Annotated in this window: 33 protein-coding genes; 21 read left to right on the forward strand and 12 right to left on the reverse strand. The window is 71.4% G+C overall.

Going from position 1 to position 25,680, the window contains the following annotated elements:
• Positions 1-23 precede the first annotated feature (23 nt).
• A complete protein-coding gene (locus ACWD0J_RS22150; protein WP_451497518.1) occupies positions 24-2,102 on the reverse strand; it encodes a pectinesterase family protein in 2,079 nt (692 codons plus the stop codon).
• Positions 2,103-2,293: 191 nt separating this feature from the next.
• Between ACWD0J_RS22150 and ACWD0J_RS22155 the strand changes: the two genes are divergently transcribed.
• Together ACWD0J_RS22155 and ACWD0J_RS22160 are read left to right on the forward strand one after the other, a co-directional pair.
• A complete protein-coding gene (locus ACWD0J_RS22155) occupies positions 2,294-2,581 on the forward strand; it encodes a hypothetical protein (protein ID WP_451497519.1) in 288 nt (95 codons plus the stop codon).
• Complete coding sequence (locus ACWD0J_RS22160; RefSeq protein WP_451497520.1) at positions 2,578-2,976, forward strand: hypothetical protein; 399 nt, start codon at positions 2,578-2,580, stop codon at positions 2,974-2,976. Before ACWD0J_RS22155 ends, ACWD0J_RS22160 begins: the two co-directional genes overlap by 4 nt.
• Here the strand turns inward: ACWD0J_RS22160 and ACWD0J_RS22165 are convergent.
• Positions 2,969-3,268, reverse strand: coding sequence for a hypothetical protein (locus ACWD0J_RS22165; protein ID WP_451497521.1), 300 nt, complete (start codon positions 3,266-3,268; stop codon positions 2,969-2,971). The two genes, ACWD0J_RS22160 and ACWD0J_RS22165, sit on opposite strands and share 8 nt — an antisense overlap.
• Positions 3,265-3,600, reverse strand: a complete 336-nt coding sequence (locus ACWD0J_RS22170) for a hypothetical protein (RefSeq protein ID WP_451497522.1) — start codon at positions 3,598-3,600, stop codon at positions 3,265-3,267. Before ACWD0J_RS22170 ends, ACWD0J_RS22165 begins: the two co-directional genes overlap by 4 nt.
• A 136-nt stretch (positions 3,601-3,736) precedes the next feature.
• Here ACWD0J_RS22170 and ACWD0J_RS22175 point away from each other — a divergent pair, with 136 nt between their 5' ends.
• Positions 3,737-4,570 (forward strand): helix-turn-helix domain-containing protein, encoded by an 834-nt coding sequence (locus ACWD0J_RS22175; RefSeq protein ID WP_451497523.1) that lies wholly within the window; start codon positions 3,737-3,739, stop codon positions 4,568-4,570.
• Positions 4,567-4,773 carry a DUF397 domain-containing protein gene (locus tag ACWD0J_RS22180; protein WP_451497524.1) on the forward strand — a complete coding sequence of 69 codons (207 nt, stop codon included), beginning with the start codon at positions 4,567-4,569 and terminating at the stop codon, positions 4,771-4,773. The genes ACWD0J_RS22175 and ACWD0J_RS22180 overlap by 4 nt, the downstream gene beginning before the upstream one ends.
• On the opposite strand, the gene ACWD0J_RS22185 is transcribed toward ACWD0J_RS22180, so the two are convergent.
• The 6 genes from ACWD0J_RS22185 to ACWD0J_RS22210 all read right to left on the reverse strand — a co-directional run bounded on the left by ACWD0J_RS22185 (position 4,754) and on the right by ACWD0J_RS22210 (position 10,604).
• On the reverse strand, positions 4,754-6,250 hold the full coding sequence (locus ACWD0J_RS22185; RefSeq protein WP_451497525.1) for a sensor histidine kinase: 1,497 nt from the start codon (positions 6,248-6,250) through the stop codon (positions 4,754-4,756). The two genes, ACWD0J_RS22180 and ACWD0J_RS22185, sit on opposite strands and share 20 nt — an antisense overlap.
• Complete coding sequence (locus ACWD0J_RS22190) at positions 6,247-6,984, reverse strand: response regulator transcription factor (protein WP_451497526.1); 738 nt, start codon at positions 6,982-6,984, stop codon at positions 6,247-6,249. The genes ACWD0J_RS22185 and ACWD0J_RS22190 overlap by 4 nt, the downstream gene beginning before the upstream one ends.
• Before the next feature lie 104 nt (positions 6,985-7,088).
• Positions 7,089-7,271 (reverse strand): hypothetical protein, encoded by a 183-nt coding sequence (locus ACWD0J_RS22195; RefSeq protein ID WP_451497527.1) that lies wholly within the window; start codon positions 7,269-7,271, stop codon positions 7,089-7,091.
• Between the two features lie 44 nt (positions 7,272-7,315).
• The gene (locus tag ACWD0J_RS22200; protein ID WP_451497528.1) at positions 7,316-8,512 is read right to left on the reverse strand and encodes a S1C family serine protease; all 1,197 of its coding nucleotides are present in this window, start codon (positions 8,510-8,512) and stop codon (positions 7,316-7,318) included.
• A gap of 195 nt (positions 8,513-8,707) precedes the next feature.
• Positions 8,708-9,730 (reverse strand): LacI family DNA-binding transcriptional regulator, encoded by a 1,023-nt coding sequence (locus ACWD0J_RS22205; protein WP_451497529.1) that lies wholly within the window; start codon positions 9,728-9,730, stop codon positions 8,708-8,710.
• Positions 9,731-9,824: 94 nt separating this feature from the next.
• The gene (locus ACWD0J_RS22210) at positions 9,825-10,604 is read right to left on the reverse strand and encodes a winged helix-turn-helix transcriptional regulator (RefSeq protein ID WP_451497530.1); all 780 of its coding nucleotides are present in this window, start codon (positions 10,602-10,604) and stop codon (positions 9,825-9,827) included.
• A 170-nt stretch (positions 10,605-10,774) separates the two neighbouring features.
• Here ACWD0J_RS22210 and ACWD0J_RS22215 point away from each other — a divergent pair, with 170 nt between their 5' ends.
• The 8 genes from ACWD0J_RS22215 (at position 10,775) to ACWD0J_RS22250 (ending at position 16,132) form a co-directional block, all read left to right on the forward strand.
• Complete coding sequence (locus ACWD0J_RS22215) at positions 10,775-11,659, forward strand: alpha/beta hydrolase (protein WP_451497531.1); 885 nt, start codon at positions 10,775-10,777, stop codon at positions 11,657-11,659.
• 38 nt (positions 11,660-11,697) lie between these two features.
• The gene (locus ACWD0J_RS22220; RefSeq protein WP_451497532.1) at positions 11,698-11,952 is read left to right on the forward strand and encodes a MoaD/ThiS family protein; all 255 of its coding nucleotides are present in this window, start codon (positions 11,698-11,700) and stop codon (positions 11,950-11,952) included.
• A gap of 2 nt (positions 11,953-11,954) precedes the next feature.
• Positions 11,955-13,187: a hypothetical protein gene (locus ACWD0J_RS22225; protein WP_451497533.1), complete on the forward strand. Its 1,233-nt coding sequence runs from the start codon at positions 11,955-11,957 to the stop codon at positions 13,185-13,187.
• A gap of 140 nt (positions 13,188-13,327) precedes the next feature.
• A complete protein-coding gene (locus ACWD0J_RS22230) occupies positions 13,328-14,065 on the forward strand; it encodes an LmeA family phospholipid-binding protein (RefSeq protein ID WP_451497534.1) in 738 nt (245 codons plus the stop codon).
• Between the two features lie 284 nt (positions 14,066-14,349).
• Entirely contained in the window at positions 14,350-14,457 is a 108-nt protein-coding gene (locus ACWD0J_RS22235) for a putative leader peptide (RefSeq protein WP_451497535.1), read from the forward strand.
• Positions 14,458-14,585: 128 nt separating this feature from the next.
• The gene (locus ACWD0J_RS22240) at positions 14,586-15,425 is read left to right on the forward strand and encodes a sulfurtransferase (RefSeq protein WP_451497536.1); all 840 of its coding nucleotides are present in this window, start codon (positions 14,586-14,588) and stop codon (positions 15,423-15,425) included.
• Between the two features lie 40 nt (positions 15,426-15,465).
• Positions 15,466-15,753 carry a DUF1416 domain-containing protein gene (locus ACWD0J_RS22245; protein WP_073887848.1) on the forward strand — a complete coding sequence of 96 codons (288 nt, stop codon included), beginning with the start codon at positions 15,466-15,468 and terminating at the stop codon, positions 15,751-15,753.
• A gap of 118 nt (positions 15,754-15,871) precedes the next feature.
• Positions 15,872-16,132, forward strand: a complete 261-nt coding sequence (locus ACWD0J_RS22250; protein ID WP_451497537.1) for a DUF3099 domain-containing protein — start codon at positions 15,872-15,874, stop codon at positions 16,130-16,132.
• 24 nt (positions 16,133-16,156) lie between these two features.
• Here ACWD0J_RS22250 and ACWD0J_RS22255 read toward each other — a convergent pair whose 3' ends face one another.
• Positions 16,157-16,519 carry a DsrE family protein gene (locus ACWD0J_RS22255; RefSeq protein WP_451497538.1) on the reverse strand — a complete coding sequence of 121 codons (363 nt, stop codon included), beginning with the start codon at positions 16,517-16,519 and terminating at the stop codon, positions 16,157-16,159.
• A 54-nt stretch (positions 16,520-16,573) separates the two neighbouring features.
• Between ACWD0J_RS22255 and ACWD0J_RS22260 the strand changes: the two genes are divergently transcribed.
• The 6 genes from ACWD0J_RS22260 (at position 16,574) to ygfZ (ending at position 21,568) form a co-directional block, all read left to right on the forward strand.
• Positions 16,574-17,428: a hypothetical protein gene (locus tag ACWD0J_RS22260; RefSeq protein ID WP_451497539.1), complete on the forward strand. Its 855-nt coding sequence runs from the start codon at positions 16,574-16,576 to the stop codon at positions 17,426-17,428.
• Positions 17,425-18,309: a hypothetical protein gene (locus ACWD0J_RS22265; protein ID WP_451497540.1), complete on the forward strand. Its 885-nt coding sequence runs from the start codon at positions 17,425-17,427 to the stop codon at positions 18,307-18,309. Before ACWD0J_RS22260 ends, ACWD0J_RS22265 begins: the two co-directional genes overlap by 4 nt.
• Positions 18,306-19,319 carry a hypothetical protein gene (locus tag ACWD0J_RS22270; RefSeq protein ID WP_451497541.1) on the forward strand — a complete coding sequence of 338 codons (1,014 nt, stop codon included), beginning with the start codon at positions 18,306-18,308 and terminating at the stop codon, positions 19,317-19,319. The genes ACWD0J_RS22265 and ACWD0J_RS22270 overlap by 4 nt, the downstream gene beginning before the upstream one ends.
• Before the next feature lie 229 nt (positions 19,320-19,548).
• On the forward strand, positions 19,549-20,124 hold the full coding sequence (locus ACWD0J_RS22275) for an FABP family protein (RefSeq protein ID WP_451497542.1): 576 nt from the start codon (positions 19,549-19,551) through the stop codon (positions 20,122-20,124).
• 15 nt (positions 20,125-20,139) lie between these two features.
• Positions 20,140-20,592: a Fur family transcriptional regulator gene (locus ACWD0J_RS22280; RefSeq protein WP_451497543.1), complete on the forward strand. Its 453-nt coding sequence runs from the start codon at positions 20,140-20,142 to the stop codon at positions 20,590-20,592.
• A gap of 10 nt (positions 20,593-20,602) precedes the next feature.
• The gene (gene ygfZ / locus ACWD0J_RS22285) at positions 20,603-21,568 is read left to right on the forward strand and encodes a CAF17-like 4Fe-4S cluster assembly/insertion protein YgfZ (protein ID WP_451497544.1); all 966 of its coding nucleotides are present in this window, start codon (positions 20,603-20,605) and stop codon (positions 21,566-21,568) included.
• A 60-nt stretch (positions 21,569-21,628) separates the two neighbouring features.
• On the opposite strand, the gene dtd is transcribed toward ygfZ, so the two are convergent.
• A complete protein-coding gene (dtd, locus tag ACWD0J_RS22290; RefSeq protein WP_451497545.1) occupies positions 21,629-22,054 on the reverse strand; it encodes a D-aminoacyl-tRNA deacylase in 426 nt (141 codons plus the stop codon).
• A gap of 228 nt (positions 22,055-22,282) precedes the next feature.
• Between dtd and ACWD0J_RS22295 the strand changes: the two genes are divergently transcribed.
• The 3 genes from ACWD0J_RS22295 to ACWD0J_RS22305 all read left to right on the forward strand — a co-directional run bounded on the left by ACWD0J_RS22295 (position 22,283) and on the right by ACWD0J_RS22305 (position 25,239).
• Complete coding sequence (locus ACWD0J_RS22295; protein ID WP_451497546.1) at positions 22,283-22,870, forward strand: RsiG family protein; 588 nt, start codon at positions 22,283-22,285, stop codon at positions 22,868-22,870.
• Positions 22,871-22,939: 69 nt separating this feature from the next.
• The gene (locus tag ACWD0J_RS22300) at positions 22,940-23,896 is read left to right on the forward strand and encodes an asparaginase (RefSeq protein WP_451497547.1); all 957 of its coding nucleotides are present in this window, start codon (positions 22,940-22,942) and stop codon (positions 23,894-23,896) included.
• 89 nt (positions 23,897-23,985) lie between these two features.
• Positions 23,986-25,239, forward strand: a complete 1,254-nt coding sequence (locus tag ACWD0J_RS22305; RefSeq protein WP_451497548.1) for a GNAT family N-acetyltransferase — start codon at positions 23,986-23,988, stop codon at positions 25,237-25,239.
• A gap of 188 nt (positions 25,240-25,427) precedes the next feature.
• Here ACWD0J_RS22305 and ACWD0J_RS22310 read toward each other — a convergent pair whose 3' ends face one another.
• Positions 25,428-25,613 (reverse strand): hypothetical protein, encoded by a 186-nt coding sequence (locus ACWD0J_RS22310; protein WP_451497549.1) that lies wholly within the window; start codon positions 25,611-25,613, stop codon positions 25,428-25,430.
• Between the last annotated feature and the right edge of the window lie 67 nt (positions 25,614-25,680).

A 25,680-nucleotide genomic window follows, 5' to 3' on the forward strand; every position in this document is an offset into this window, starting at 1 on the left:
TACGGCGGCGCGGGCGGCGGGGTTCAGGAAGCCGTCGGCGTCCAGTCGCCCAGCCAGTCGGCGACCTCCTGGCCGGTGGCCTGGGCGTCCGTCAGGTGGGGCCGCTCGGTGCTCGCGGCGCCCGCCCCCGCGCCCTTGTTCATGTACTCGGCGAAGCGGTCGTCCTTCCAGGAGAAGCCGCTCATGTCGGTCCAGGGGGTGGTACGGATCGCGGCGCTGAGGGTGGTGTTGCGGACCGTGGCCTGCGGGTCGAGGGTGGCGTCGCCGCCGGCGTGCCAGGGGCGGCCGAGGTAGAAGGTGCGGTCGGAGACGCTGCCGTTCACCGTGGAGTCGGCGATCAGGATGCCCTTGCGGTTGGCGGCCGTCGAAGGGGCGGTGATGTAGCCGGCCGAGGTGCCGTTCCAGCGCTTCTTGAGGGTGATGACCGACGCGTCGATCACCGCGGTGGCCCGGCCGAAGATGAAGTCGACGTTGCCGACGATGTAGGAGTTCTTCATGTAGACCCGGCCGAGCCTGTCCTTGGCGGCCGTGTCCAGCAGCAGCGTGTCCTGGTCGCCCTCGACGATGATCGAGTCCAGGAAGACCTTGTCTGAGGCGGTGCGCAGGGCGACGGCCTGGTGGCCGGAGAGGGACTGGTTGGCGGCCTCGTCGAAGTCGTTGGAGATGGTGAGGTTGCGGGCCTGGAAGTTGTCCGCCTCGACGGCCACCGTGGCGCTGCCCCCGGTGCCGTAGGTGCCGGAGCCGTCGGGCTTCTGCGTTCCCGACGCGTTGTTGTAGACGATCACCGTGTCCTTACGGCTGCCGCCGGTGCCCTGGATGGTGACGTGCGGCTTGTTGGAGGGGACCTTGACGAGTTCGCGGTACGTGCCCGGCTTCACGGAGATGACCACCCGGGAGGCGTTGTTGACCGGTACGGCGTTCACCGCGGCCTGCACGGTCGAGTACTGGCCGCTGCCGTCCTTGGCCACGGTGAGCGTGGTCGCCGCGGCGGCCTTCGTGGTGGCCGTCGTGGCGGCCGTCGTGCCGATCGAACCGCGCGGCCCCGCACCGGACTTGAGCAGCGCGGGTACGTCCGCGGTCTTGTCGAGCGTGTAGGGGTAGTACGTCTTGGCGTCGAAGGCCGTGCCGCCGCTCTCGTTGCGCCCGGTCGTGGAGACGAAGGTGTTGCCCTTCTGCACGATGCTCGCCGTGCTGTCCTTGATGACCGGGTTGTTCACGCCCTGGAAGTAGGAGTTCTCCAGGAGCATCTTCGTCGCGCCGCGCGAGTAGTTGCCGTAGGAGGACTTGATCGTGGTCCCGGGCACGTCCTCCAGGAAGTTGTTGTAGAGGTGCGCGTGGGCCGCGTTGTCGGTGGACGGGTTGCGCTGCTCCGTCTCGCGGATCCAGTTGTGGTGGATCGTGATGTCGGTGACGACGTTCTCGGTCCAGCCGATGCCGAACGCCTTGTTGTCGTTGCTCAGCTTGTTCCAGGAGACGGTCACGTAGGTGCTGTCCTTGCGGACGTCGATGAGCCCGTCGGCCATGTTCCGCAGGTCGTTGTGGTCGATCCACACGTGGTGCGCCCCGTCCATCTGGACGGCGTCGAAGTCGTGGTCCTTGTCGTTCCAGACGCCCTGGTAGGCGTCCCGGATCGTCAGGTTCCGGATGATCACGTTGTGGACGCCGGAGCCGAGGAGGAAACCGCCGCCGACGATGTGCCCGGAGGTCCCGGCGCCGACGATCGTCTTGTCGGAGGCGACCTTGATCTCCTTGCCGACCGGGTTCATGTCGATGGTGGCGGCCACGACGATGACGTACGGCTCGGCGGCGGTCGCGTACTTCTCCAGCTCCGCGAGCGTCTTCACGGTGACGGTCTCGCCGTCCCGCCCGCCGTACGTCCCGTTCTGCCCCAGGGCGTTGACGGAGGCGAACCCGTCGGCGGCGGCGGTGGCCCAGGCGGGGGCCGCCGTGGCGGCCGAGGCCTGCCGCTGAGCGCCCGCTCCGAAGACGCCGACGTCGGTGCCGTAGGCGAGGGCGCCGGCCGCGATCAGGACGACCGGCAACCCGGCGGTCAGGACCGTGCTCCGTCTGCCGTGCCGGGCCTTGCTGCGTCGCTCACTCACGGGCTGCTCCATCCAAGTGCGGGGGACGACTGGGGTGATGCCTGCCTGTGGGAGCTGAAGGGGGGAAAGGTTGCCGGTTCAGCCGCGGCAGCCTGGCCGGGTGTCTCAAGCGGTGGACCGGCTGAGAGCGCCACCGGGTGACTGCGGGGAGGACCGTGACTGGCGCGCCGTAATGCGTCTATGGTGAAACCATGGCAGAGCACACGACCATTCAGGTGTCCCGGCAGACCCGCGACCATCTCGCCCAGGTCGCCAAGGAGCGTGGGATGACCCTGGGGCAGCTCGTCGAGCGACTGGCCTCCGAGCAGCCGACGGCTGAGCAGATCGCGGAGCGGGTGGCCGCCACGCGCAAGGTACTGCGGGAGCGCATGGGCTGCACGCTCACCGACGACGAGTTCGACAGCGGCCCGGACGTCCTGGCCAACGTCTACGCGATGGCGGCCGAGAAGGCGCGCGCTCAGCGGGAGCGGGCCGCGTGATCATCCTGGACACCAGCGCGGCTCTCGCGCTGGCCCACGGGCACAAGGCCCTGCACCATCTGGCCGACAACGTCGCTCGCACCCCGGGCGACTGGCTGCGCGTCCCGGCGCTCTGTCTCCTGAAGGCCGAGGAGAGCGACGCGGGCGTCGGCGGCAACCTGCTCGCGCTGCCCGGAATCCACATCGACCCGCTCGCCCAGGCCGCGGCCGTGACAGTGGGCGGGATGGTGCGTGACGGGTGGGGAGGAGCCGACACCTGTCACGCCATCTACGTGGCCACTCCGCACATGGAGACCGGAGGCATGTCCATCATCCTGACCGGACACGAGAACCACTACCCGCCGGGTTTCCTCACGGTGGACATCGACTCCCCCGGAATGCTCGGCTTCAGCTGACGCCGGGGGACACGCCCTGCCGTCCACCCCGGCTGACCGCGATCCGCAGGACCTCCTCCAGGGACTCGACCGCCCGGGTGAGCGCGAAACGCACCGCCCGCTCACCCGCCCCTGGATCGGCGAGTACGGCCCTGGACCCGGCCAGCACCTGTTCCCCGGACTCCAGCTGGGCCGCTTCCACGTCGTCGGCCAGCAGGGAGAGCCTGCTGTCACCACTGTCGGCACTCAGGTAACAGGGCTTGCCTTCGGGGCTCGTCCACGGCAGCAGACGCAGCGGTCCGGTCGTCGTCATGCGGAGACCTCCATCCCGTGGATACGGCGGGGGCCGACGTCGACGCCGTGCACGGCGAGCCACAGGGCCCGCCGTCGCTGCCGCTGGAGCCTTCGCTCATGGCGTTCCTCCGGCGTGAGGAGGTACGGGCGTACGAGCGGGGTGTCGTGCTCGAAGGACCCTGCGACGAAGGGGCGGCACTTGCTTGCCGACGTCGCGGCAGCGGGCGCCGAGGGGGACTGTCCGACCGTGAGTCCTGTCCGGACCGCTCGATGTCGGCCCCGGGCGGGCAGCAACGCCCGCACCAGTGCCAGCAGCAGCACTGCGCTGAGTCCAGTGATCCGTTCCCGCATGACGGCGCTCCTTCGTGCGTCGGCAACCCATGGACGAGCGGCGATCACCGTTCGTGACTCGATGGTCACTGTGCGGGCGTACGCTGCGGAAGGGGGTCGGTGTTGTCTGCGGCCCCAGGCAACAGGGAGGGGTGACATGGGCGAAATGGTTGACGCGGAAGGTGAGTCGGGGCGTGCGGTGCTGGGGCGGGCCCTTCGGTTTCTGCGCGAGAAGGAGGGCAAGTCCCTGGGACAGCTGGCGGACGAGACCGGGTACGACAAGAGCTACCTGAGCCGTCTGGAGTCGGGAGAGCGGCTGTCCAAGGTGACCGTCATGGAAGACCTGGACGGGTATTACGGGGCCGGTGACCTGCTGGTTCGCCTGTGGCGGGACGCGCGCAAGGAGGTCGTGAAGGACAAGTACAAAGCCTTCATGGAGCTGGAGGCGACGGCTCGGGTCATGTGGATGTTCCAGCTGCGGGTGCCGGGCCTGTTGCAGACCGAGGACTACGCCCGCGCGGTGTTGTCAGGGTTGTCTGGAGCCCAGACAACGGCTGGCAACGGCGACGAGGTCGAGGAGCAGGTGGCCTTGCGCATGGGGCGGCAGGAGCTGCTGTACCGCGATCCGGCGCCGAACGTGCGCGTGGTCCTGGACGAGGGTGCGCTGCGGCGCCCGGTTCCCGACGTGAAGGTGTGGACGGACCAGTTGTCGCATCTGGTGGACGCGGCGGACCTCCCGAACGTCGCGCTCCAGGTGCTGCCTTACTCCGCCGGCGTGCACGACCTCATGAACAGCGACCTCATCCTGTTGTGGCAGCGAGTCGGTGATCCCGTCGCCTACCTGGAGGGCAACGGCATCGGCGTGCTGATCGATGATCCGGACAAGGTCATGTCGTATCGCTTGTCCTACGATCTGGTCAGGGACGCGGCCCTGACTCCGGTGGAGTCGACGGCGTTCGTCAAGCGCCTTCTGGAGGAGTGCAGATCATGAACCGAACTCCCGAGCTCGGCACCGCTGTGTGGCGCAAGTCGTCCTACAGCGACGGGGGAGCCTCGAACTGCGTCGAGGTCGCCCACGGCTGCACCGGCCTGGTGCCCGTCAGGGACAGCAAGGTCCCGGACGGACAGGTGCTGGTCTTCGGAACGGCCTCCTGGGCGTCGTTCCTCACAGAGGTCAGGCGCCAGGTGCCGTGAGATCCTCCGGCGGCGGCGTCGGCGCCCCCGGCAGCCGTACCGTCGCCACCGTGCCGCCGCCCTCCGCGCGGGCCAGGCTCACCTCGCCGCCGGCCTGCCGGACCGTGCGGGCGACGATGGACAGGCCGAGGCCGGAGCCCGGCAGGGCTCGCGCTGACGGGGAGCGCCAGAAGCGGTCGAAGACGTGGGGGAGTTCGTCGGCGGGGATGCCGGGACCGTGGTCGCGGACCCGCAGGACGCCCTCGCTCAGCCGCACCTCGACCGTGCCGCCCTCGGGGCTGAACTTCACCGCGTTGTCCAGGATGTTGACCACCGCCCGCTCCAGCGCGGCCGGCTCCGCCCGGACGTACCAGGGCTGGAGGTCGGCGGTGATGGTCAGTTCCGGGCCGCGCAGGCGCGCTCGGCGCAGGGCCGACTCCACCGCGTCCTGCAACGACACCACCTGCACGCGCTCACCACGCTGGCCCTCCGAACGGGACAGCTCTTGCAAGTCCCCGATGAGCGCGGCCAGTTCCGTCATCTGCGCCTTGACCGAGGCGAGCAGCGCCTTGCGGTCGGCGGCGGGGAGGGGACGGCCGGTCTCCTCGCTGCGGGTGAGGAGTTCGATGTTCGTGCGCAGGGACGTCAGCGGGGTGCGCAGTTCGTGGCCGGCGTCCGCGATCAGCTGCTGTTGCAGCTCACGGGAGTTGGCCAGGGACGACGTCATCGAGTTGAAGGAGCGGGAGAGCCGGGCGACCTCGTCCTCGCTGGCCTCCTCCACCGGGATGCGGATGCTCAGGTCCTCGGTCCGGGCCACGTGCTCGACGGCCTCGGTGAGCTTGTCGACCGGGCGCAGACCCGCACGGGCCACGGCGAGCCCGGCGGCACCGGCACCGACGACTCCGATGCCGGAGACGAGGAGCAGGATGAGGGCCAGTTCGTTGAGGGTGGACTGGGTGCCCTTGAGAGGGGTCGCCATGAGGAGTGCGGTGCCGGGGTACAGCTGGGGCGGGCTGTCCCTGTCCTGGGTGACGATCAGAGGCGCGGTGATCACACGGACGGCGTTGCCGTCGGTGTCGGTGCCGTTGCGGATCAGTGCCTTGCCGGTGGTGCTCGCGTTCTCGATCACCTCGTGGTCGGAACCAGTCACCCTGACGGTGCCCACCGAATTCGAGGAGACACACGGTGTCCCGTCCGACTTGACCAGCTGGATGTAGTTGTTCCGGGTCCGCAGGTCGGGGAGGCCGCTCTGGTCGCTCTGGTCCGTCCGAGCGGTCTGGGGGCAGGTCGCGAGGAGGTCCACGACCTGCTTGGACGACTGCGGTCCCTGCGCCATCGCGGTGAGGTCCTTGTCGAGCTGGTCGTACAACTTCCCCTGCACGATGAACCAGCACGTCACCGACACCGCCGCCACCGCGAACGCCACCGCCGCCGCGACCAGCAGCGCGAGGCGCGATCGGATCGGCAGGGACCGGAACCGGCGTACGGCCTTCCTCACTCCGAGCCGCCCTGCCGCAGCACGTACCCCACACCCCGCACCGTGTGCACGAGCCGCGGCTCGCCCCCGGCCTCGGTCTTGCGGCGCAGGTACATCACGTACACGTCGAGCGAGTTGGACGACGGCTCGAAGTCGAAGCCCCAGACCGCCTTCAGGATCTGCTCGCGCGTGAGGACCTGGCGCGGGTGCGCCAGGAACATCTCCAGGAGCGTGAACTCGGTACGGGTCAGCTCCACCGGTCGTCCGCCCCGTGTGACCTCACGGGTCGCGAGGTCCATGCGCAGGTCGGCGAAGACGAGGGCCTCGTCGTCCTCGGCGGTACCCGCTCCGGCCGCCGCCGCGTACGAGCTGCGGCGCAGCAGCGCGCGGACGCGGGCGAACAGCTCGTCCAGCTCGAAGGGCTTGACCAGGTAGTCGTCCGCCCCGGCGTCCAGACCCGTCACCCGGTCACCGACCGTGTCGCGGGCCGTGAGCATGAGGATCGGCGTCGTGTCACCGGCCCCGCGGATGCGCCGCGCGGCGGTCAGGCCGTCCATCCGGGGCATCTGGATGTCCAGGACCAGCAGGTCGGGCCGGTACGCGGAGGCCTTCTCCAGGGCGTCCGCGCCGTCGACCGCGACCTCCGTGTCGTAGCCCTCGAAGGCGAGGCTGCGCTGGAGTGCTTCGCGCACCGCCGGCTCGTCGTCGACGATCAGGATGCGCTGGGTGTCACGGTCGCCTTCGGCGGGGCTCATGGGCGTGGATTCCTCGGGTGCGGTGGGACAGGAGGGCTGAAGTCTCTGAACGTTTTCAGCCTCGCACGGTTCCCGGCTGGCGCGGTGGGAAGAGCCGGGTGACATCAGCCCCGGACCGTACGGCGGCGGCTGCGCGCGGCACCCGCACGGCGGCCAGCGCCGTGGGCGGCGGCGGCCACCTCGGGCGCCCGCGCCACCGGCGCGTGCAGCTCGTACGCCACCTCAAGGGCCAGAGCGAAGCCGGCCGGGTCGGTGCCGGTCACCGTGTGCGAAACCTGCTTGATCATGACGTGCTCCCTACGGACGCGGGGGTCGGGGGTCGGGTGGCGGGTCAGCTGTCGGAGCCGCCGGCTCGCAGCGTGGCCAGGTCGGACTTGACGGTGTTGACCGGGATGGCGAAGCCGAGGCCCACGCTGCCCGCGTCGGACGAGGACGACCCGGAAGCGGCCGAGTACATCGCGGAGTTGATGCCGATGATGTTGCCGTTCATGTCGATCAGCGCGCCGCCGGAGTTGCCGGGGTTGAGCGAGGCGTCCGTCTGGAGCGCCTTGTACGTGGTGGTGGACGAGCCGGTGTCGCCGTTGAACTGCCGGCCGCCGAACTCGAACGGCCACTGGCCGCTGCCGCCGCTCTGGCCCTGGCTCTGGCTCTCGTCCGTGGAGACGGTCACGTCCCGGTCCAGGGCGGAGACGATGCCGCTGGTGACGGTGCCGGTCAGGCCCTCGGGGGAGCCGATCGCGACGACCTCGTCGCCGACCTGGACGCCGGAGGAGTCGCCGAGGGTGGCCGCCGTCAGCCCGGAGGCGTCCTCCAGCTTGATCAGCGCGAGGTCCTTGGCGCTGTCGGTGCCGACGGTCTTCGCGGTGTAGGTCTTGCCGTCGCTGGTGCTCACCTTGATCGAGGTGGCGCCGGAGATGACGTGGTTGTTGGTGATGATCTCGCCGTCGCCGGTGATGATCACGCCGGAACCGGTGGACTCGCCCGCGTTCGAGGTGGCGTTGATCTCGACGATGCTCGGGCTGACCGCCTTGGCCACCCCGGCGACCGTGCCCTTGTCGGCGGACGGCACCACCGTGGTGCTGGTGCTGCTGGAGGTGACCGTGTCGTTGCCGGTCAGCTCCTGGATGCCGTACGCGGTCCCGCCGCCTATCGCCGCGGCGGCGATCGCCACGGCGGCGAGCAGCGCGAGAGGGCCACGGGTCCGCTTCCCGGGAGCGTGCGCGGGCGCGGATCCGGCCGGAGCGGCGGTGAGGAGAGCCGTACCGCCGCCGTGACCGTCACCACCGCCGTGGCCGCCACCGTCACCGTCGCCGTAGCCACCGCCGTGGCCGCCGGTGGCGGTCCCGCCCGGCCACCCGGTCGTGCCCGGCTCGACGGCGACAGGCTGCGCGGGCGGCTGGGCCGGCGACTGGGCCGGCGGCTGGACCGGCGGGGGCGGCCACTCGGGGTCGACGGGCGAGGAGGCGTGCTGCTGGTCGCCCTGGTACGGGTTCTCGTACTCGCCGCTGCGGCGGAAGCTCTCGGTCATGACATGTAGCTTGTCCGCCGACCATGAGAGCTCCCTGAGCGCTTCCTGAGAAGCCCGGCAGAACCTCGTTGGTCCGATGTGAAGACGCTTCTCGCGGCTTTCGGGGCGCTCTCAGAGAACCCTCAGAGAGGCATCTCGGCGGAGCCGCACGCGGTGGTGAGCCGCTCGCAGTGGTGAGCTACACGCGGTGGTGAGCTACACGCAGCCGCAGGACTTCCGCACCACCAGCCGCGACGGGAACTGCTTCAGCCGCTCCTGCCGGGATCCCGCCACCCGCAGCCCGTCGTCGAGGACGAGGTCCACTGCGGCCCGCGCCATCGCGGAGCGGTCCGAGGCGACCGTGGTCAGCGGCGGGTCCGCCAGCGCCGCCTCCTTGATGTCGTCGAAGCCGGCCACCGCCAGCTCTCCGGGCACGTCGATGCGCAGTTCGCGCGCCGCGCGCAGCACACCGATGGCCTGGTCGTCGGTGGAGCAGAAGATCGCGGGCGGCCGCCGGGGCCCGGAGAGGATGCCGAGCGCGATGCGATAGGCGTCGTAGCGGTTGTACGGCGCCTCGAACAGCCGGCCCTCGGGAGAGACACCGGCCTCCCGGAGCGCGCGCCGCCAGCCCTCCACGTGGTCGGAGACGGGGTCGCCGACGGCGGGGGTCTCCGCGGTGCCGCCCACACAGGCGACGTACTCGTAGCCGTGCTCCAGCAGGTGGCGTACGGCGAGCTGGGCGCCGCCCAGGTCGTCCGTGACGACGGCGACGTCGTCGATGGCCTCCGGGCGCTCGTGCAGCAGCACCACCCGGGCGTCCCAGGCGTCGATCTCGGCGGCGGCGTTGTCGTTCAGCGCGTGGCTGACGAGGATGAGCCCCGAGACGCGCATCCCCAGGAAGGCGCGCAGATAGTGGACCTCGCGCTCGCCGACGTAGTCCGAGTTGCCGACGAGCACCATCTTTCCGCGCTCGGACGCGGCCTGTTCGACCGCGTGCGCCATCTCCCCGAAGAAGGGCTGGCGCGCGTCCGGCACGATCAGGCCTATGAGGTCGGTGCGCCGCGACGCCATCGCCTGGGCGACCCGGTCGGGGCGGTAACTCAGTTCCTTGATCGCTGCGAGAACACGCTCGCGCGTGGCCGGGGCGACCGGCCGGGGTCCGTTGTTGATGACATAGCTGACGACGGCAGTGGACGTCCCTGCCAGCCGCGCCACGTCATCCCTGGTTACCTTGGCCACGCGCGGAGTCTACGCGGATGGACCCGCTCTGGGCAGGGCGTGAGGACGCCTCCCCCGGCGGGAGCGTGAGGGAGGGCCGCCCTGCCCACGCCCGCTACGCCTCGGCCGCGATCTCGGAGGCGTCCAGAGCGGCCGTCTCGTCCGCATTCTCCGGCTTTGCCGCGGCGGCCTTCGCCTTCGCGTCGTCCGAGGCGCGGTCGCCCTTCTCCGGAGTAACGAAGCGATAACCGACGTTCCGGACGGTCCCGATCAGCGACTCGTGCTCGGGCCCGAGCTTGGCGCGCAGCCGTCGTACGTGCACGTCGACCGTCCGGGTGCCGCCGAAGTAGTCGTACCCCCAGACCTCCTGGAGGAGCTGCGCGCGGGTGAAGACGCGGCCGGGGTGCTGGGCGAGGTACTTCAGGAGCTCGAACTCCTTGAAGGTGAGGTCGAGCACCCGGCCCTTGAGCTTGGCGGAGTAGGTCGCCTCGTCGACCGACAGGTCGCCGTTGCGGATCTCCATGGGGGAGTCGTCGTTGACGATCTGCTGGCGGCCCATGGCCAGGCGCAGGCGCGCCTCGACCTCCGCCGGTCCGGCGGTGTCCAGCAGGACGTCGTCGATGCCCCAGTCGGCGGTGACGGCCGCGAGGCCGCCCTCGGTCACGACGAGGATGAGCGGACAGCCGGGCCCGGTGGACCGCAGCAGCTGGCACAGACTGCGGACCTGGGGCAGGTCGCGGCGTCCGTCGATCAGGATGACGTCGGCACCCGGGGTGTCGACGAGGGCGGGGCCCTCCGCCGGAGCCACGCGCACGTTGTGCAGCAGCAGGCCGAGAGCGGGAAGCACCTCCGTCGACGGCTGGAGGGCGTTGGTCAGGAGCAGCAGAGAACTCATACGTCTGGTTCCTCCTCGGTCCCTGCGAGGACGTGTGCGGTGCGGCACTGCTCTGCGATCCCGGGGCCCCGTACACCTGCGGTTTCCCGCTTCGTATACAACGCTTCCGAAAGCACAAAAGGACCCGGGGGCTTCGCTGCCCGAGTCCTCTGCCCAGGAGAATAGCCCACATGAGCACTGGTTCGGCAGGTCATGTGGCGCGTTCCACCGATCGTCCGCACTCTGAGACGAGCAGACGTACCCCTTTGCGGACGTTTCTGCACACCGCCGATGGTGTGACGATCGATTCCGTATACGACCCGGGAGTCGCCGTATACGACGCCTCGCCGTCATCTCCCGGCGATGTGGTGTTCGTCGTCGCGCACGGTTTCACGGGCGACGTGGACCGCCCGCACGTCCGCCGGATCGCGGCCGCGTTCGCCCGGTACGGGGCCGTGGTCACGTTCTCCTTCCGAGGTCACGGGGGATCCGGCGGGCGTTCCACGGTCGGCGACCGGGAGGTGCTGGACCTCGCCGCCGCGGTCGAGTGGGCCCGTTCGTTCGGGCACGCGCGCGTGGTCACCGTCGGCTTCTCCATGGGCGGCTCGGTGGCGTTGCGGCACGCCGCGCTGTACGGCGCGAACCCGCCCGAGGAGGAGCGGGTGCACGCGGGGCGCACGGAAGCGGCGCCGGACGCGGTGGTGTCGGTGAGCGCCCCCGCCCGGTGGTACTACCGGGGCACGGCTCCCATGCGCCGGCTCCACTGGCTGGTGACCCGCCCCGCCGGCCGCCTGGTGGGCCACTACGGATTCCGTACGCGCATCCATCACCGGGACTGGGACCCGGTGCCGCTGTCGCCCGTGGAGGCGGTCCCCCGGATCGCCCCGGCTCCCCTCCTGATCGTGCACGGCGACGCCGACGGCTACTTCCCCCTCGATCACCCCCGCATGCTGGCCGACGCCGCCGGCGACCACGGCGAACTCTGGCTGGAACCCGGCATGGGCCACGCGGAGCACGCGGCCACCGACGGGCTGCTGGCCCGGATCGGGGACTGGGCTGTCGGTGCGGCGGGCTAGCCTGACCGTGTACACCGCCGATTGATTGAGGAACCGGGATGGCAGAGGTCACGGTGCGCTACTGGGCCGCCGCGAAGGCCGCGGCCGGCGTCGCCGAGGAACAGTGCGACGCGGTCACGCTCGCCGAGGCGCTCGACGCGGCACGCGAGCGACACCCCGGCGAACTCGTGCGCGTCCTGCGGCGATGCTCGTTCCTCGTCGACGGTGACCCCGTGGGCACCCGCGCACATGAGACGGTACGGCTGGCCGACGGCGGCACGGTCGAGGTGCTCCCGCCGTTCGCAGGAGGGTGACGATGACCGACCAGCCGTACGAGGGCGCTCCGTACCAGGGGTACGAGGGGTACGAGGGGTACGAGGGGTACGAGGGGTACGAGGGGTACGACCCGTACCAGCGACAGGCGCCGCAGCCGCCGCAGCAGGCGTCCCCGCAGCCGTCGCAGGCCCAGCCGCACGCGTGGCCCGGGCAGCAGCGGGCCTACGAGGATCCGCAGGCGGCCCAGCACCACACGCAGCAGTGGCAGGGGCAGACCTGGGAGACCCAGGTGCACCAGCAGCCGATGCCGGCGGCCGAGACGGCCTACATGCCGCAGCAGGGGCCCGCCGAGCCGGTGCACCCCGCCTACGCGGCACAGCAGTCGCAGCCGCAGCCGCAGCCGCCCGCGCCGCAGGCACAGCGGGCCCGGACGCAGGCACCACCTCAGGGGCCGGCACCGGCGGCCGGGGCACCGGCTCCCGGCTACGGCCCCGCCACCGTCGCCGGCAACGCCCGCATCACCGACGCGCAGCGCGCCCGGCTGGAGGGCCGTTCGCCGGTCATCGAACCCGGGATGCAGCCCGCCGCGCTCACCGCGCTGCTCGGCCTGCTCCTGTCCGCAACGGCGGCGCTCGGCTCGTACGCACTCCTCGTCCCCCTCGTCGTCCTCCAGGCCGTCACGGCGGCCGGCTGGTTCCGGCTGAACGGCATGTGGCCCGCCCGGCAGGGCATCGCGCTGGCGTTCCTGGGGGCGCTGGCGGCGGACGGCGTGCTGCTGGCGGCCGGCCGGGAGAACGGGCCCGCGGCGATCCTCGGCACGCTGGGCGTGTGGGTGCTGCTGTCCCTCGTCCTCCAGCTGCGCTCGCACGCCGGCGCGGACGAGCGGATGTACGGCCTGATGGCGGGCGTCGCCTCGGCGGCCCTGGCCATCGTCGCGGCCGGACACCTGGCGGCCGAGCCGGACGCGGTCACGGTCGGCGCCGCCGCGGTGGCCGTCGCCGTCCTCGCCCGCGCGCTGCCCCTGCCGACCCCGGCCTCCGTGCTGGTCTCGCTGCTCGCCGCGGCGGGCGCGGGCATCGCGGTCGGCGGGATGACGGGCCTGGGAGCGAAGGGCGCGCTGCTCGGCGCCGGCGCCGCGGTGTGCGCGCTGATCGGACACCGGGTGGCGAGCTACGACTACCCGTCCCGGTTCGTGCACTTCACGGCGGGCGTGGCCCTGCCGCTGGCCGCCGCGGCACCGGCGGTCTACGTGCTGGGGCGGGCGCTGGTCTAGGCACCCGGAGCGGTGCCCGCACCGGGTGCCTCTCCTGTCACAGGTGATCGACAATCCTCCGGTGCGGGCCCGTCGCGGGGTTACCCTCGCGCTCGACGGCCACCCGGTCGTCAGGAACCGCCGCCCTGGGGGATACGCGCATGCGCGCACTGCGAGTACTGCTGGTCGTCGTCGTGATACTCGGCGGCCTCTTCGTGATCGCCGACCGCGTCGCGGTCAACTTCGCGGAGGGCGAGGTCGCGGACAAGCTGAAGGCCACGGAGAACCTGGCCGCCACGCCGGACGTCTCCATCAAGGGCTTCCCCTTCCTCACCCAGGTCGCCGGCGGTGAACTGGACGACGTCCAGGTCGGCATCGAGGACTACGAGGCGGACACCGGCACCGAGGGCGGCACGATCCGTATCGACGACCTGAGGGCGAACATGAAGGGCGTCGCGTTCTCCGGCGACTACAGCTCCGCCACCGCGGCCGACGCCACCGGCACCGCGTCCGTCACCTACGCCGAGCTGCTCAAGGCCGCCCGGTCCGAGCCCACGCAGGTGGCCCCCGGCGTCACCGCCAGCATCGTCGGCCTCTCCGACGGCGGCAACGGCAAGATCAAGGTCGAGATCGAGGCCACGGTGTTCGGCACCGAGCTGCCGGACCCGGTCCTCGTGCTCAGCACGGTCACCGCCGAGGGCGACACGGTGAAGGTGCACGCCGACACGCTGCCCTCGTTCAGCGGTGTCGACCTCGCCGAGAACCGGGTCCGGGCCATCACCGACTTCGAGCAGAAGATCGACGGCCTGCCCGGCGGCATCCAGCTCGACACGGTGCAGGCCGCGAAGAACGGTGTGGAGATCACGGTGAAGGGTTCGAACGTCAAGCTCGCGGGGTAGGGCGACAACGGTCGGCGGACCGGCGGCGGACCGGCGGCGGACCGGCGGCGGATGGACGGTGGACCGGCGGCGGATGGACGGTGTCCTCCGACCGGCGGTGGACGGGCGGTGTCCGTCAGGTGAGACGCCGCCCTCCGCGCCGTAGCGGTGATGACGGTGACACGCGCCCGGGAACCGTGGGACCACGGCCCGGGCGCCGTGCTGTTCTCATATTCCGGACGATCGCGTCTCATCATGCGACACGCCGGTGACACGCCCGCCCGACCGTCCCTACGATCGACCGCATGCAGTGCACTTTGAGCGTCTCCCGGTCAGGGGGACAGGCGGATCTCACGAAGCGGCGGGCAGTGGACCTGTGCCGCGTCGCCGCCATGCTCTGTCGCACTTTCTGAGCGGAAGCGCCCGGCTTCCGCGTTCCCCCGCGCCCTGCCCGGGGCGGCCCCGCACTGCCCCCCGGAACACGAACGCGCGCGCCCGTCTCACTTCACGCCCCGCCGTAACTGCCCCGGAGGAGAAAAGCATGAGCCGCAGCGACGTCCTGGTAGACGCCGACTGGGTCGAGGCCAACCTCGACGACCCGAACATCGCGATCGTCGAGGTGGACGAGGACACGTCCGCCTACGAGAAGAACCACATCCGCAACGCGATCCGCATCGACTGGACCAAGGACCTCCAGGACCCGGTCCGCCGTGACTTCGTCGACCAGGAGGGCTTCGAGAAGCTCCTGTCGGCCAAGGGCATCGCCAACGACACGCTGGTGATCCTCTACGGCGGCAACAACAACTGGTTCGCGTCGTACGCCTACTGGTACTTCAAGCTGTACGGCCACGAGAACGTCAAGCTCCTCGACGGCGGCCGCAAGAAGTGGGAGCTGGACGCCCGCGAGCTGGTCGAAGAGGTGCCCGAGCGCCCCACGACCGAGTACAAGGCCAAGCCGCAGAACAAGTCCATCCGCGCCTTCCGTGACGACGTGGTCGCCGCGATCGGTTCGCAGAACCTGGTCGACGTCCGCTCGCCCGACGAGTTCAGCGGCAAGCTGCTCGCCCCGGCGCACCTCCCGCAGGAGCAGTCGCAGCGTCCGGGCCACGTCCCGTCCGCCCGCAACATCCCGTGGTCGAAGAACGCCAACGACGACGGCACCTTCAAGTCGGACGAGGAGCTCAAGGAGCTCTACGCCGAGGAGCAGGTGGACCTGGCCAAGGACACCATCGCCTACTGCCGCATCGGCGAGCGCTCGGCCCTGACCTGGTTCGTCCTGCACGAGCTGCTCGGTGTCGAGAACGTCAAGAACTACGACGGCTCCTGGACCGAGTACGGCTCCCTGGTGGGCGTGCCGATCGAACTCGGCGCCAACAAGTAAGCACCCCGACCGACCTTTCATCACCTTTCAGGAGAACGACATGTGTGGAGCGAAGGCCGGCGGCCCGGACGCCTCGACGATCAAGCCCGGTGAGACCACCATCCAGGGTCAGGTGACCCGCGACGGCGAGCCGGTGACCGGTTACGTCCGTCTGCTGGACTCGACCGGCGAGTTCACCGCGGAGGTCCCGACCTCCGCCACGGGCCAGTTCCGCTTCTACGCGGCAGAGGGCACCTGGACCGTGCGCGCCCTGGTGCCCGGCGGCACCGCCGACCGCACGGTCGTCGCCCAGCACGGTGGCCTCGCGGAGGTCGCGATCGCCGTCTGACGCCGGACGGACACGGGCGCCGGCACCGGCGCCGGTATCGCGGGGCCGCGCCTCTCGGGTTGGACACCTGGGGTGCGGCCCTTCGGCGTGCCGTGCCGGCCGGGCCTACCCTGGACGTATGTACGCACGGCGGCGGCACACGTACTTCGCCCTGATGGGCACCTGCATCGCGCTGTTCGTCCTGGCCTGGGCCGTCGTGCGCCTGTGGTCGGTGCCCGTGGCCGTCGGGATGTGCGTGGTGGCGATGGTCATCCCGCCGTTCGCCGCGATGGTCGCCAACCGGCGCGGCCCCGACGACCGCTGGTGGGACGACCCCTCCGGCGATCCGACGTCCGACCAGTGGTGGGACGAGCTGGACGGACGGAAACGGCCCCGGTAGACGGCGCCCCGGGCGCGGCGTGGCTCAGTAGACGAGCGCCTGCGTCCCGTCCCCGAGTGCCTCCTGGACGAAGACCTGGGCGCCCGCGATCCGTACGCCCTCCAGGACGTCCTTCTCCGTGATGTCCCGGCGGGCCGCGCACTGCGTGCACAGGGTGACGCGGCCGGCCGCCAGGACCGAGTCGAGCAGACCGGGCAGCGGGGCGGCGTGCGGCAGTTCGAACTCCGCGGCCCGGCCCGGCAGGGCGAACCAGGCGGACTCCCCGGTCAGCCACAGGGAGACCTCCACACCGCTGGCCACGGCCACCGCGGCCACCGTGAACGCCTGCGAGCAGCGTTCGGGGGCGTCCGCCCCGGCCGTCACCTTGATCACGAGCTTCTTCGCCATGGCCGAATCGTAATCAACTCGCCTACAACTGCGGGTGCCGGCCGGAAGTCTCCTGTGAGCGCGCATACGGAATGCGCGCTTCACGTTCTGTGGGGGGACGTCTTGGAAGTACCCGAAGAGGCCGCAAACACGCCGGGTGCGCCGGTTGCGGCGGTTGCGCCGGTCGCTCCGGACGCGGTGCCCGCCGAGGCCGGCGCGCCCCGGCCGCGCCGCCGCGGGCGTACGGCTCTGCTGATCGCCGGTGCGGCCGTGCTCGGCGTCGTCGCCGGCACCTGCGCCGGCTACCTCGTCCAGGCCGGCCGCGAGCCGACGAAGCTGGCCTCGCTGTCGCAGCCGACGCTGACGCAGGCGAAGGGCGCGGCCCCCGAGCCGCTGTCCGCCGCCCGGGACCGCCGGGTGCGGACCGACGGGGACCTGCGCAAGCTGCTGGTGAAGAAGCCGGGCGGGGCGAAGGCCGCCGAGTGGCTGGCCGGCTCGGACGGCTGGATGGACCTGGCCGAGTACGCCGACAGCTACGAGGATCCGGCCGAGATGTTCGGCAACCTGGTCGGGGACGAGTTCCGCCGGGCCGCCGTCACCGGCTGGGAGGGCAGCACGTCCACGACCGAGGTCCGGCTGATCCAGTTCCGGCAGGAGGAGGCCGTCGCCGCCGCCGACTCCGCGGACAGCGGCCACTACTGGGCCGGCGCCGAGGACTCCACCGACAGCTGGGCCGTCCCCGGCACCACCGACGGCAGGGCGTACGTGCACAACGAGCCCGAGACCGATCCCGGATACCTGCCGCTGTACAGCGCGGAGGCACACGCCTGGCGCGGCGACATCGCCATGGAGATCTGGATCTACGACAGCAAGCCGATCCCCAAGAAGACGATCCTGGACCTGGCCACACGGCAGATGGAGCGGCTGTGACCGACAACCCCAACGAGCGGCACGGCGGGGCCGGCGGTCCCAGTGGTCCGGCCGCCCCTCCCGGTGCTGTCCCGCCCCCGGCCGGGCACGCGGGCGCCGGCCTCCCGGGGCCCGTGCCCGCGCCGTCCGGCGCGAGCGCTGCTCTGCGCCGCCGGATCGCCACCGTGGCCGGTTCCCTGCTGGTGGCCGGGGCCGTCGTCGGTGGGGTCGGGTTCACCGTCGTCACCGTGGACGGTGCCGAGCGGGACGCCGGGGCGCCTGTCTGGCAGTTCCCGAAGAGCACGGCCGACGAGAAGCAGGCGGCCGCCCAGGGGCTCGCCGGCCAGCTCGTGCCGTACGGGACCGACGGGTGGAGCCGGGGTCCGGACCTCGGCGCGTACGGCTCCGACGCGCGGCTCAGCGGCGCCCAGGCGACCGCCCTGCGCAAGGAGTCGCTGAGCGGTCTGCCCCGTACCCAGCGCAGGCAGCTGGAGAAGGAGATCGACCGCCAGCGGCTCACCGGCATGGCGATGCGCAGCTACCTCAGCTCCGAGGCGACCGCGCTCGGCGCGAACACGGGGACCTACTCGGTCAGCATCGTGCTCGCCCGGATGGAGTCCAAGGCGGCCGTCAAGGACATCTCCACGTTCCAGAACGAGTTCCTGGACGCGCTGGAGGTGTTCCGCAAGGGGCCGGAGATCAAGGGCCACAAGAACGCCGAGTGCTTCCTGCCGCCCAAGGACGCCGAAACGGACCTCGACACCATGTTCTGCTCCGCCTACCAGGGTGACGTCCTGGTCACCGCCACGGCGGACGGCGTCAAGCCGCTCGACACGAAGGGGGTCGCGTTGCTGCTGAGCGCACAGCTGGACCGCATAGCCGAACCGGGGGAGGCGGTATGAGCACCGACCAGTCACCCGTCACGGACCCGACCGCCGGGCAGAGCGGCCCGCCCGCCGCCCAGGCGCACCTCACCACCCCCGTGGTCGTCGAGCAGCCGCAGGCCGTCCTGCCCCCGCCGCCCGAGACCCCGCCCCCGGGGCACCCGAGCTCCGGCGCCCCGAACCCTGACGCCCCGAGCCCGTACGCCCAGTACCCCTACGCCCCGTACCCCTACGCCCCGCCGCCCGCGCCCTTCGCCGCGCCGCCGCCCAGGGACCGCCGGGTCCTGCGGGCCGTCCTGCGCTGGACCGCGGCCGTCGTCGTCTTCGCGGCGGCCGGGGCGGGGACGGCGTACGGGATCACGCGGATGGAGCGGACGGACGTACCGGGACTGGCGACGGAGTCGGACGGGCGCTGGGTGTACCCGGAGCTGACGAAGCCGCCGCTGCCGTCCGGCAGTCCGCAGCCGTTCGCCGACTCCAACAAGGCCGGTGCTCACCACGCCGACCTGCGCGCCCTCGTCCTGCCCGCTCCCGAGGGCGCCACCGGTGACAAGGCGCTGCGCGGCGCGGACGGCTGGCTGGCGACGAAGGACTTCCTCGCGGAGTACGAACCCGAGGAGCGCGACGACCTCCGGCAGCGGCTGACCGACCACGGCCTGCGGCACATCGCGGCCCGCGGCTGGACGACGCAGGACGGCACGCGCACCCGCGTCTACCTGCTGCGCTTCGACACCGCGGCCGTCGTGGACGAGCTGTACACCGGCCTCGCCGCGGCCGCCGGCCCCGCCCACCTGCCGCGCGGCGCCGACTCGCTCGCCTTCGACGACCAGTTCCCGGAGTCGGCCCGGCCCGACGACGTCCAGCGCTCCGTCTACGTCGAGAACAAGCCGTACGGCGGCGAACAGGTCCGGCAGGCGTACCTGTCCGCCGGGGACGTCCTCGGGGTGGTCGTCCAGTCCCGCAAGGGGGCCGCGCGGGCCGTCCCGTTCCAGCAGACGGTGGTCCTGCAGAGCCAGCTGCTGGGCTGAGCCCCGCGGGGGCGGACCTCACACGAAGACCCGGGCCCCGGCCGCGTAAGCTGGGGCCCGGCTTCTGTGTACTGGCCATCCCACGATCGTCCGAGGAGCACTCCGTGCTTGAGGTTTTCTTCGAGGCCCTGCTGGTCCTGGTCTGCGTCGGCGTGCTCGCCTTCAGCTGGCTGACGGTGAAGAAGCTGTACCAGGGCCAGCGCTGACCCACGTCTAGGAACTGCTGCTCATGATCGAGATCCCGTCCGACCTCCACAAGGACCTCGTCCCGCTCGTCTTCCTGCTCGGCAACTGGGCGGGCGCGGGCGTACACGACTTCCCCGGCTCCGAGAAGTGCAACTTCGGGCAGGAGGTCTCCTTCACGCACGACGGCCGGGACTTCCTGGAGTACCGCTCGCACACGTGGGTGCTCGACAACGACGGCAACAAGGTCAGGCCGCTGGAGTCCGAGTCCGGCTTCTGGCGGGTCGACGCCGGCCGCAAGGTCGAGGTCACGATGACCCGCGACGACGGCGTCGTCGAGATCTGGTACGGCGAGCTGGCCGCCAAGAAGCCGCAGATCGACCTGGTCACCGACGCGGTCGCGCGCACCGCCGCCTCCGGCCCCTACACCGGGGGCAAGCGGCTGTACGGCTACGTCAACAGCGATCTCATGTGGGTCGGCGAGAAGCAGACCCCCGAGGTCGAGCTGCGCCCCTACATGTCGGCCCATCTGAAGAAGGTCGTCACCCCCGAGGACGTCGAGCGCTGGGCCAAGGCCCTGCCCGACGACATGCCGGACGACGGCATCGCGTTCTTCAAGTAGTCCTAGACTCATGGTGTGGTGAGCACCGACTGGAAGAGTGACCTCAGGCAGCGCGGCTACCGGCTGACGCCGCAGCGGCAACTCGTGCTCGAAGCCGTGGACACCCTGGAACACGCGACCCCCGACGACATCCTCGTGGAAGTGAGGAAGACGGCGTCGGGGGTCAACATTTCCACCGTCTACCGGACGCTGGAGCTGCTGGAGGAGCTGGGTCTGGTCAGCCATGCCCATCTGGGGCACGGCGCGCCGACGTACCACCTCGCCGACCGGCACCATCACATCCACCTGGTCTGCCGTGACTGCACGAACGTGATCGAGGCGGACGTCTCGGTGGCCGCCGAGTTCACCGCCAAGCTGCGCGACGAGTTCGGCTTCGAGACGGACATGAAGCACTTCGCGATCTTCGGCCGCTGCGAGGACTGTTCCTTGAAGGATTCAACTTCCAAGTCTTCAACTACCGAGTCGTAGGCTTAGGCATATGAAGAGCCCCCTGCTGACCCTGCCCGGCGCAGTCCCCGCCGAAGGCGTGGACGAAGGCGTCGCCGCGCACTACGGCGACCTGTTCCGCGAGCAGCGCGCCCTCGCCGGCGGCACCGGTTTCGTCGACCTCTCGCACCGCGGCGTCGTCACCGTCACCGGCGAGGACCGGCTGAGCTGGCTGCATCTGCTGCTCACCCAGCACGTCAGCGACCTCCCGACGGGCCAGGCCACCGAGGCGCTGATCCTGTCCGCGCACGGCCACATCGAGCACGCCCTGTACCTGGTCGACGACGGCTCCACGACCTGGGCGCACGTGGAGCCCGGCACCCAGGAGGCGCTGATCGCCTACCTGGAGTCGATGAAGTTCTTCAACCGGGTCGAGGTCGCCGACCGCACGGCGGACTTCGCGCTCGTCCACCTGCCCGCCGGTTCGATCGCCGGGGTGCCGCAGGGCGCCGTCGTACGCGAGACGGCGTACGGCCGTGACCTGTTCCTCCCGCGCGCGGACCTGGAGGCGTACGCCGAGAAGTCCGGCCCCGCGGTCGGGATCCTCGCCTACGAGGCGCTCCGCGTCGAACAGCACCGCCCGCGCCTCGGCTTCGAGACCGACCACCGCACCATCCCGCACGAACTGGGCTGGATCGGCACCGCCGTGCACCTCCAGAAGGGCTGCTACCGCGGTCAGGAGACAGTGGCCCGGGTGCAGAACCTCGGCAAGCCGCCGCGCAGGCTCGTCTTCCTGCACCTCGACGGCAGCGAGGTGTACCTGCCTCCGGCCGGCACGGAACTCCGCCTCGCGGACGAGGCCCCCGACGGCCGCAAGATCGGCTTCATCACGACGTCCGCACGCCACCACGAACTCGGGCCGGTCGCCCTGGCCCTGGTGAAGCGGAACGTGCCGCTGGACGCGCGGCTGGTCGCCGGCACGACGGCAGCGGCCCAGGAAGTCGTCGTAGAGCCGTAAAGCCGTAGAGGCGTAGAGCTGTGGAGCCGTCGCGCCGTCGAGCCGTGGGGCCCGGATGTCCTAGATCTCCACGAGGACGGTGAAGGGGCCGTCGTTCGTCAGGGACACCCGCATCCGCGCGCCGAAGCGGCCCGTCGCCACCGTCGCGCCCAGGGAGCGCAGCTGGGCGACCACCTCGTCGACGAGCGGCTCGGCCACGTTTCCCGGGGCGGCGGCGTTCCAGGTGGGGCGGCGGCCCTTGCGGGCGTCGCCGTAGAGGGTGAACTGGCTGATGACGAGAAGCGGGGCGTCGATGTCGCTGCACGACTTCTCGTCGGCCAGCATGCGGATCGACCACAGCTTGCGGGCGAGCTGGGCCGCCTTCTCCTTGGTGTCCTCGTGGGTCACGCCGACGAGGACGCACAGGCCCTCGCCGTCGATCTCCCCGACCGTCTCGCCGTCCACGGCGACGCTCGCGCCGTCCACCCTCTGCACCACTGCACGCATGCCGACCATGATGCCGTGCGGGCGAGCGGCGGCCCTCAGGGGTTCCGCGGGTGCCGGGACGTCCGGGGTTCTCCGAGGTTCTCCGGGGATCTTCGGAGATCTCCGGAGGGTGCTTCTTTTGCTCCTCAACCCCCCCATCTGGGGCCGATCGGGGGCACTCGGTCACATAGCGGCCACTTGGGGTGGCACGATGCTTCCATTCGCCGGTCGAGGGGACGGTAGAGCCACATGATCACACCGAGTACCGGGCGGCTGGGTACCCAGCGGCCGCCCGTGCAGCGCACCGACAGTCCAGCAATGCCCACGGACCCGCCCGAGCACGACCTGGCCGTGCTGAGCCTGTCCGAACTGCGCGTCCTGCGCCGGGACGCCCAGCGCGACGAGGCCGACCTCAGCTACGTACGGCGGTTGCTCCAGGGGCGGATCGACATCCTGCGGGCGGAGCTGGCGCGGCGCGGACCGACGTCCGTCGTGGCCGTGGGGGCGGGGGCGGGGTCCGTGGTCGAGCGGCTGCCGGAGATCCTCACCGACGCCCCGGCCCGGCACCGCTCCTCCGCCCGCCATGTGACGCTGGGCACCCCGCACAGCGAGGAGTACCGGCTGCTGGCGGCGGAGATGCTCTCCGAGGTCGAGCTCTCCGACCTGGACGCGCGCACGGACCTGGAGCTGAACACGGCCATGAGGCGGCTCGTGCGGTACGAGCAGCAGGTGTCCCGGCGGCGGCAGCGGCTCCAGCACACGGCGGACGACTGCAGCGCGGAAATCGCCCGCAGGTACCGTGAGGGGGAAGCGCAAGTCGACGACCTGCTCGTGTGACACGGCGGCCGTACCGGCGATCCCGGGGCCCGCTGTCCGGGCGGGTCCCTCACCGGAAGGCCACCGCCCATGTCCGCGTCCTCCGCCATACCGCCCGTCCTCGCCGAGGTGGTCCGCTCCGGCTTCGTCGAAGGGCGGCACCGCGGCAGCCTGGTCCTGCTGGACGCGGACGGAGCGGTTGAGCTGGCCCTCGGGGACGTGACGTCCCCCGTCTTCCCCCGCTCGTCCAACAAGCCGATGCAGGCGGCGGGCGTGCTGCGGGCGGGCCTGGACCTGGCGGGCGAGCGCCTCGCCCTGGCCGCCGCCAGCCACTCCGGCGAACCCTTCCACCGTGACCTGGTCCACAAGATGCTGGACGAGTACGGGCTGGACGAGGAACTGCTCCAGTGCCCGCCGGACCTCCCGCTGGACGAGGCGGAGCGGGAGACGTACCTGGCGTCGGGCGCGGCGCGTTCCCGGGTGACCATGAACTGCTCCGGCAAGCACACGGCGATGCTGGCGGCGTGCGCGCTGCGGGAGTGGCCGCTGCAGACGTACCTCGCGGCCGGGCATCCGTTGCAGCGGCTCATCCACCAGGTGGTGGAGGAAGCGGCCGGTGAGCGGGTGGCCGCCGTCGGCACGGACGGCTGCGGCGCCCCCCTGATGGCGATCAGCCTGACCGGCCTGGCCCGCGCCTACCGCTCCTTCGTCCTCGCCGGCCCCGGGTCCGCCGAACGCCGCGTCGCCGACGCCATGCGCACCCACCCCGAGTACGTCGCCGGCACCCGTCGCCCCGACACCTGGCTGATGCGCGAGATCCCCGGCACCCTCTCGAAGATGGGCGCGGAGGCCGTCCAGGCGGTCGCCCTGCCGGACGGCCGGGCCCTGGCGTTCAAGGCCGAGGACGGCGGGGGGCGGGCCCTGGGGCCGGTGCTGGCGCGGGCGCTGGGGCTCATGGGGGTCGACGCGCCGGTGGTGGAGCGGATCGGGCGGGCGCCGCTGACGGGGGGAGGGCGCGAGGTGGGGGAGATCCGGGCGGCCTTCTGAGAGCGGCGGCGGGCAGGACGGGACGGGCCGGGGCGCCGGGTGCGGAAAACGCCCGCGACACCCGCCCCGCGCCCGCCTACCGTGGCCCCATGACCCGCCCGCACCCCGGCATCGACGTACGGCCGGTCACCGAACCCGAACTCGGCGACTGGCTCCGCGCGGTGAACACCGGCTTCCTGCGTCCCCCGACCGTCCCGGACGGCGAGCTGGAAGCCCGCCGCACCCAGTTCCGGCCCGGACGCTTCCTCGGCGCCTTCGACGGCGGCCGGTGCGTCGCGACGTTCCGCTCCTTCGACCAGCAGCTCACCGCCGTCGGCGGCGCGGCCGTGCCCGCCGACGCGGTCACCGGCGTCACGGTCACCGCCACCCACCGCCGCCGCGGCCTGCTCACCCGCATGATGGCCCGGGATCTCACGGCCGCGAAGGACCGCGGCGACGTCGTCGCGACCCTGATCGCCGCCGAGTACCCGATCTACGGCCGGTACGGCTTCGGCGCCGCCACCTGGATGACCGAGTGGACGATCGACGTCCCGCGCACCGGCCTCGACCTGCGCCGGCCCCTCCCGGACGACGGCGGCCGTGTCGACCTCGTGGACGCCGAGGACGTCCGCAAGCTCGGACCGGAACTGCACGAGCGGATACGCCGGACCCAGCCGGGCGCGGTCAGCCGCGAGGAGATGTGGTGGCGGGTCACCACGGGAGCCGTACGGCTCGACCCGTCCTGGACCGAGCCGTACTACGCGGCGTACCGCTCGGCGGACGGCGAGGTCGAGGGGCTTGCCTCGTACGGGGCGGACGACGACTGGCGCGACAAGCAGCCGCACAACACGGCGAGCGTGCACTGGCTGGTCGCGTCTTCCCCGGCCGCCGAACGCGCCCTGTGGCGCTACCTCTGCTCGATCGACTGGATCACCCAGGTCACCAGCGGCTGGCGGGCCCCCGACGACCTGCTCCCGTTCTTCCTGCCCAACCCGAGGGCGGCCAGGATCACCTCCCAGTCGGACTGGCTGTGGGTGCGGATCCTGGACGTGGTCCGCGCGCTGGAGGCGCGGGCGTACGCGGGGGAGGGCGAGTTGGTGCTGGAGGTGGCCGACCGGGACGGTCTGAGCGGCGGGCGCTACCGGCTCCAGGCGTCGCCGGAGGGCGGCTCCTGCACGCCGACGACGGCCGGCGCCGATCTCACTCTCGACGTGGGCGACCTCGCGGCCCTGTGGCTCGGCGACGAGTCGGCCGTACGGCTGGCCGCGCTGGGGCGGGTGCGGGAAGAACGAGCGGGCGCCGGCCGGTCGGCCGACGCCCTGCTGCGTACGTCCAGGCGTCCTTGGTGCCCGGACATCTTCTGACCTCCCTCCCGACGACGGCGGTTGCTGCTCTGCGTCCGTAGCGAGCTGTGAAGTTGTGGCTGTGCGGGTCCTGCCTGTGTGAAGTTGTGGCGGTGCGGGTCCTGCCTGTGCGGTTGTGGCGGTGCTGTTCAGTTGTGGCTGTGCGCGGACCGACCGGGCTCCCGGCTCCCCTCCGGAGGGGAACCCGATCAGCCGGACTGGGCGAGCAGCATCACGAGGATCACCGCTCCGATCCCGCCGATCGCCACGCTCTTTACCTTGATTCCGACCGTGAGCGCGACGAAGGCGACGATGCCCATCGCGCCCAGCTTCCACTGGACGAACTGTTCGAAGCCGACGGCAAGGGCAGCGATGGCGATGGCGATGAGCGGCATGGCGGTCCCCCCTTCGGGACGGTGGTCCCGGCCGGTCACCAGCTGGCCAACCTTGCGGAAGCTTGAC

The organism is Streptomyces sp. NPDC003011, assembly GCF_053591515.1.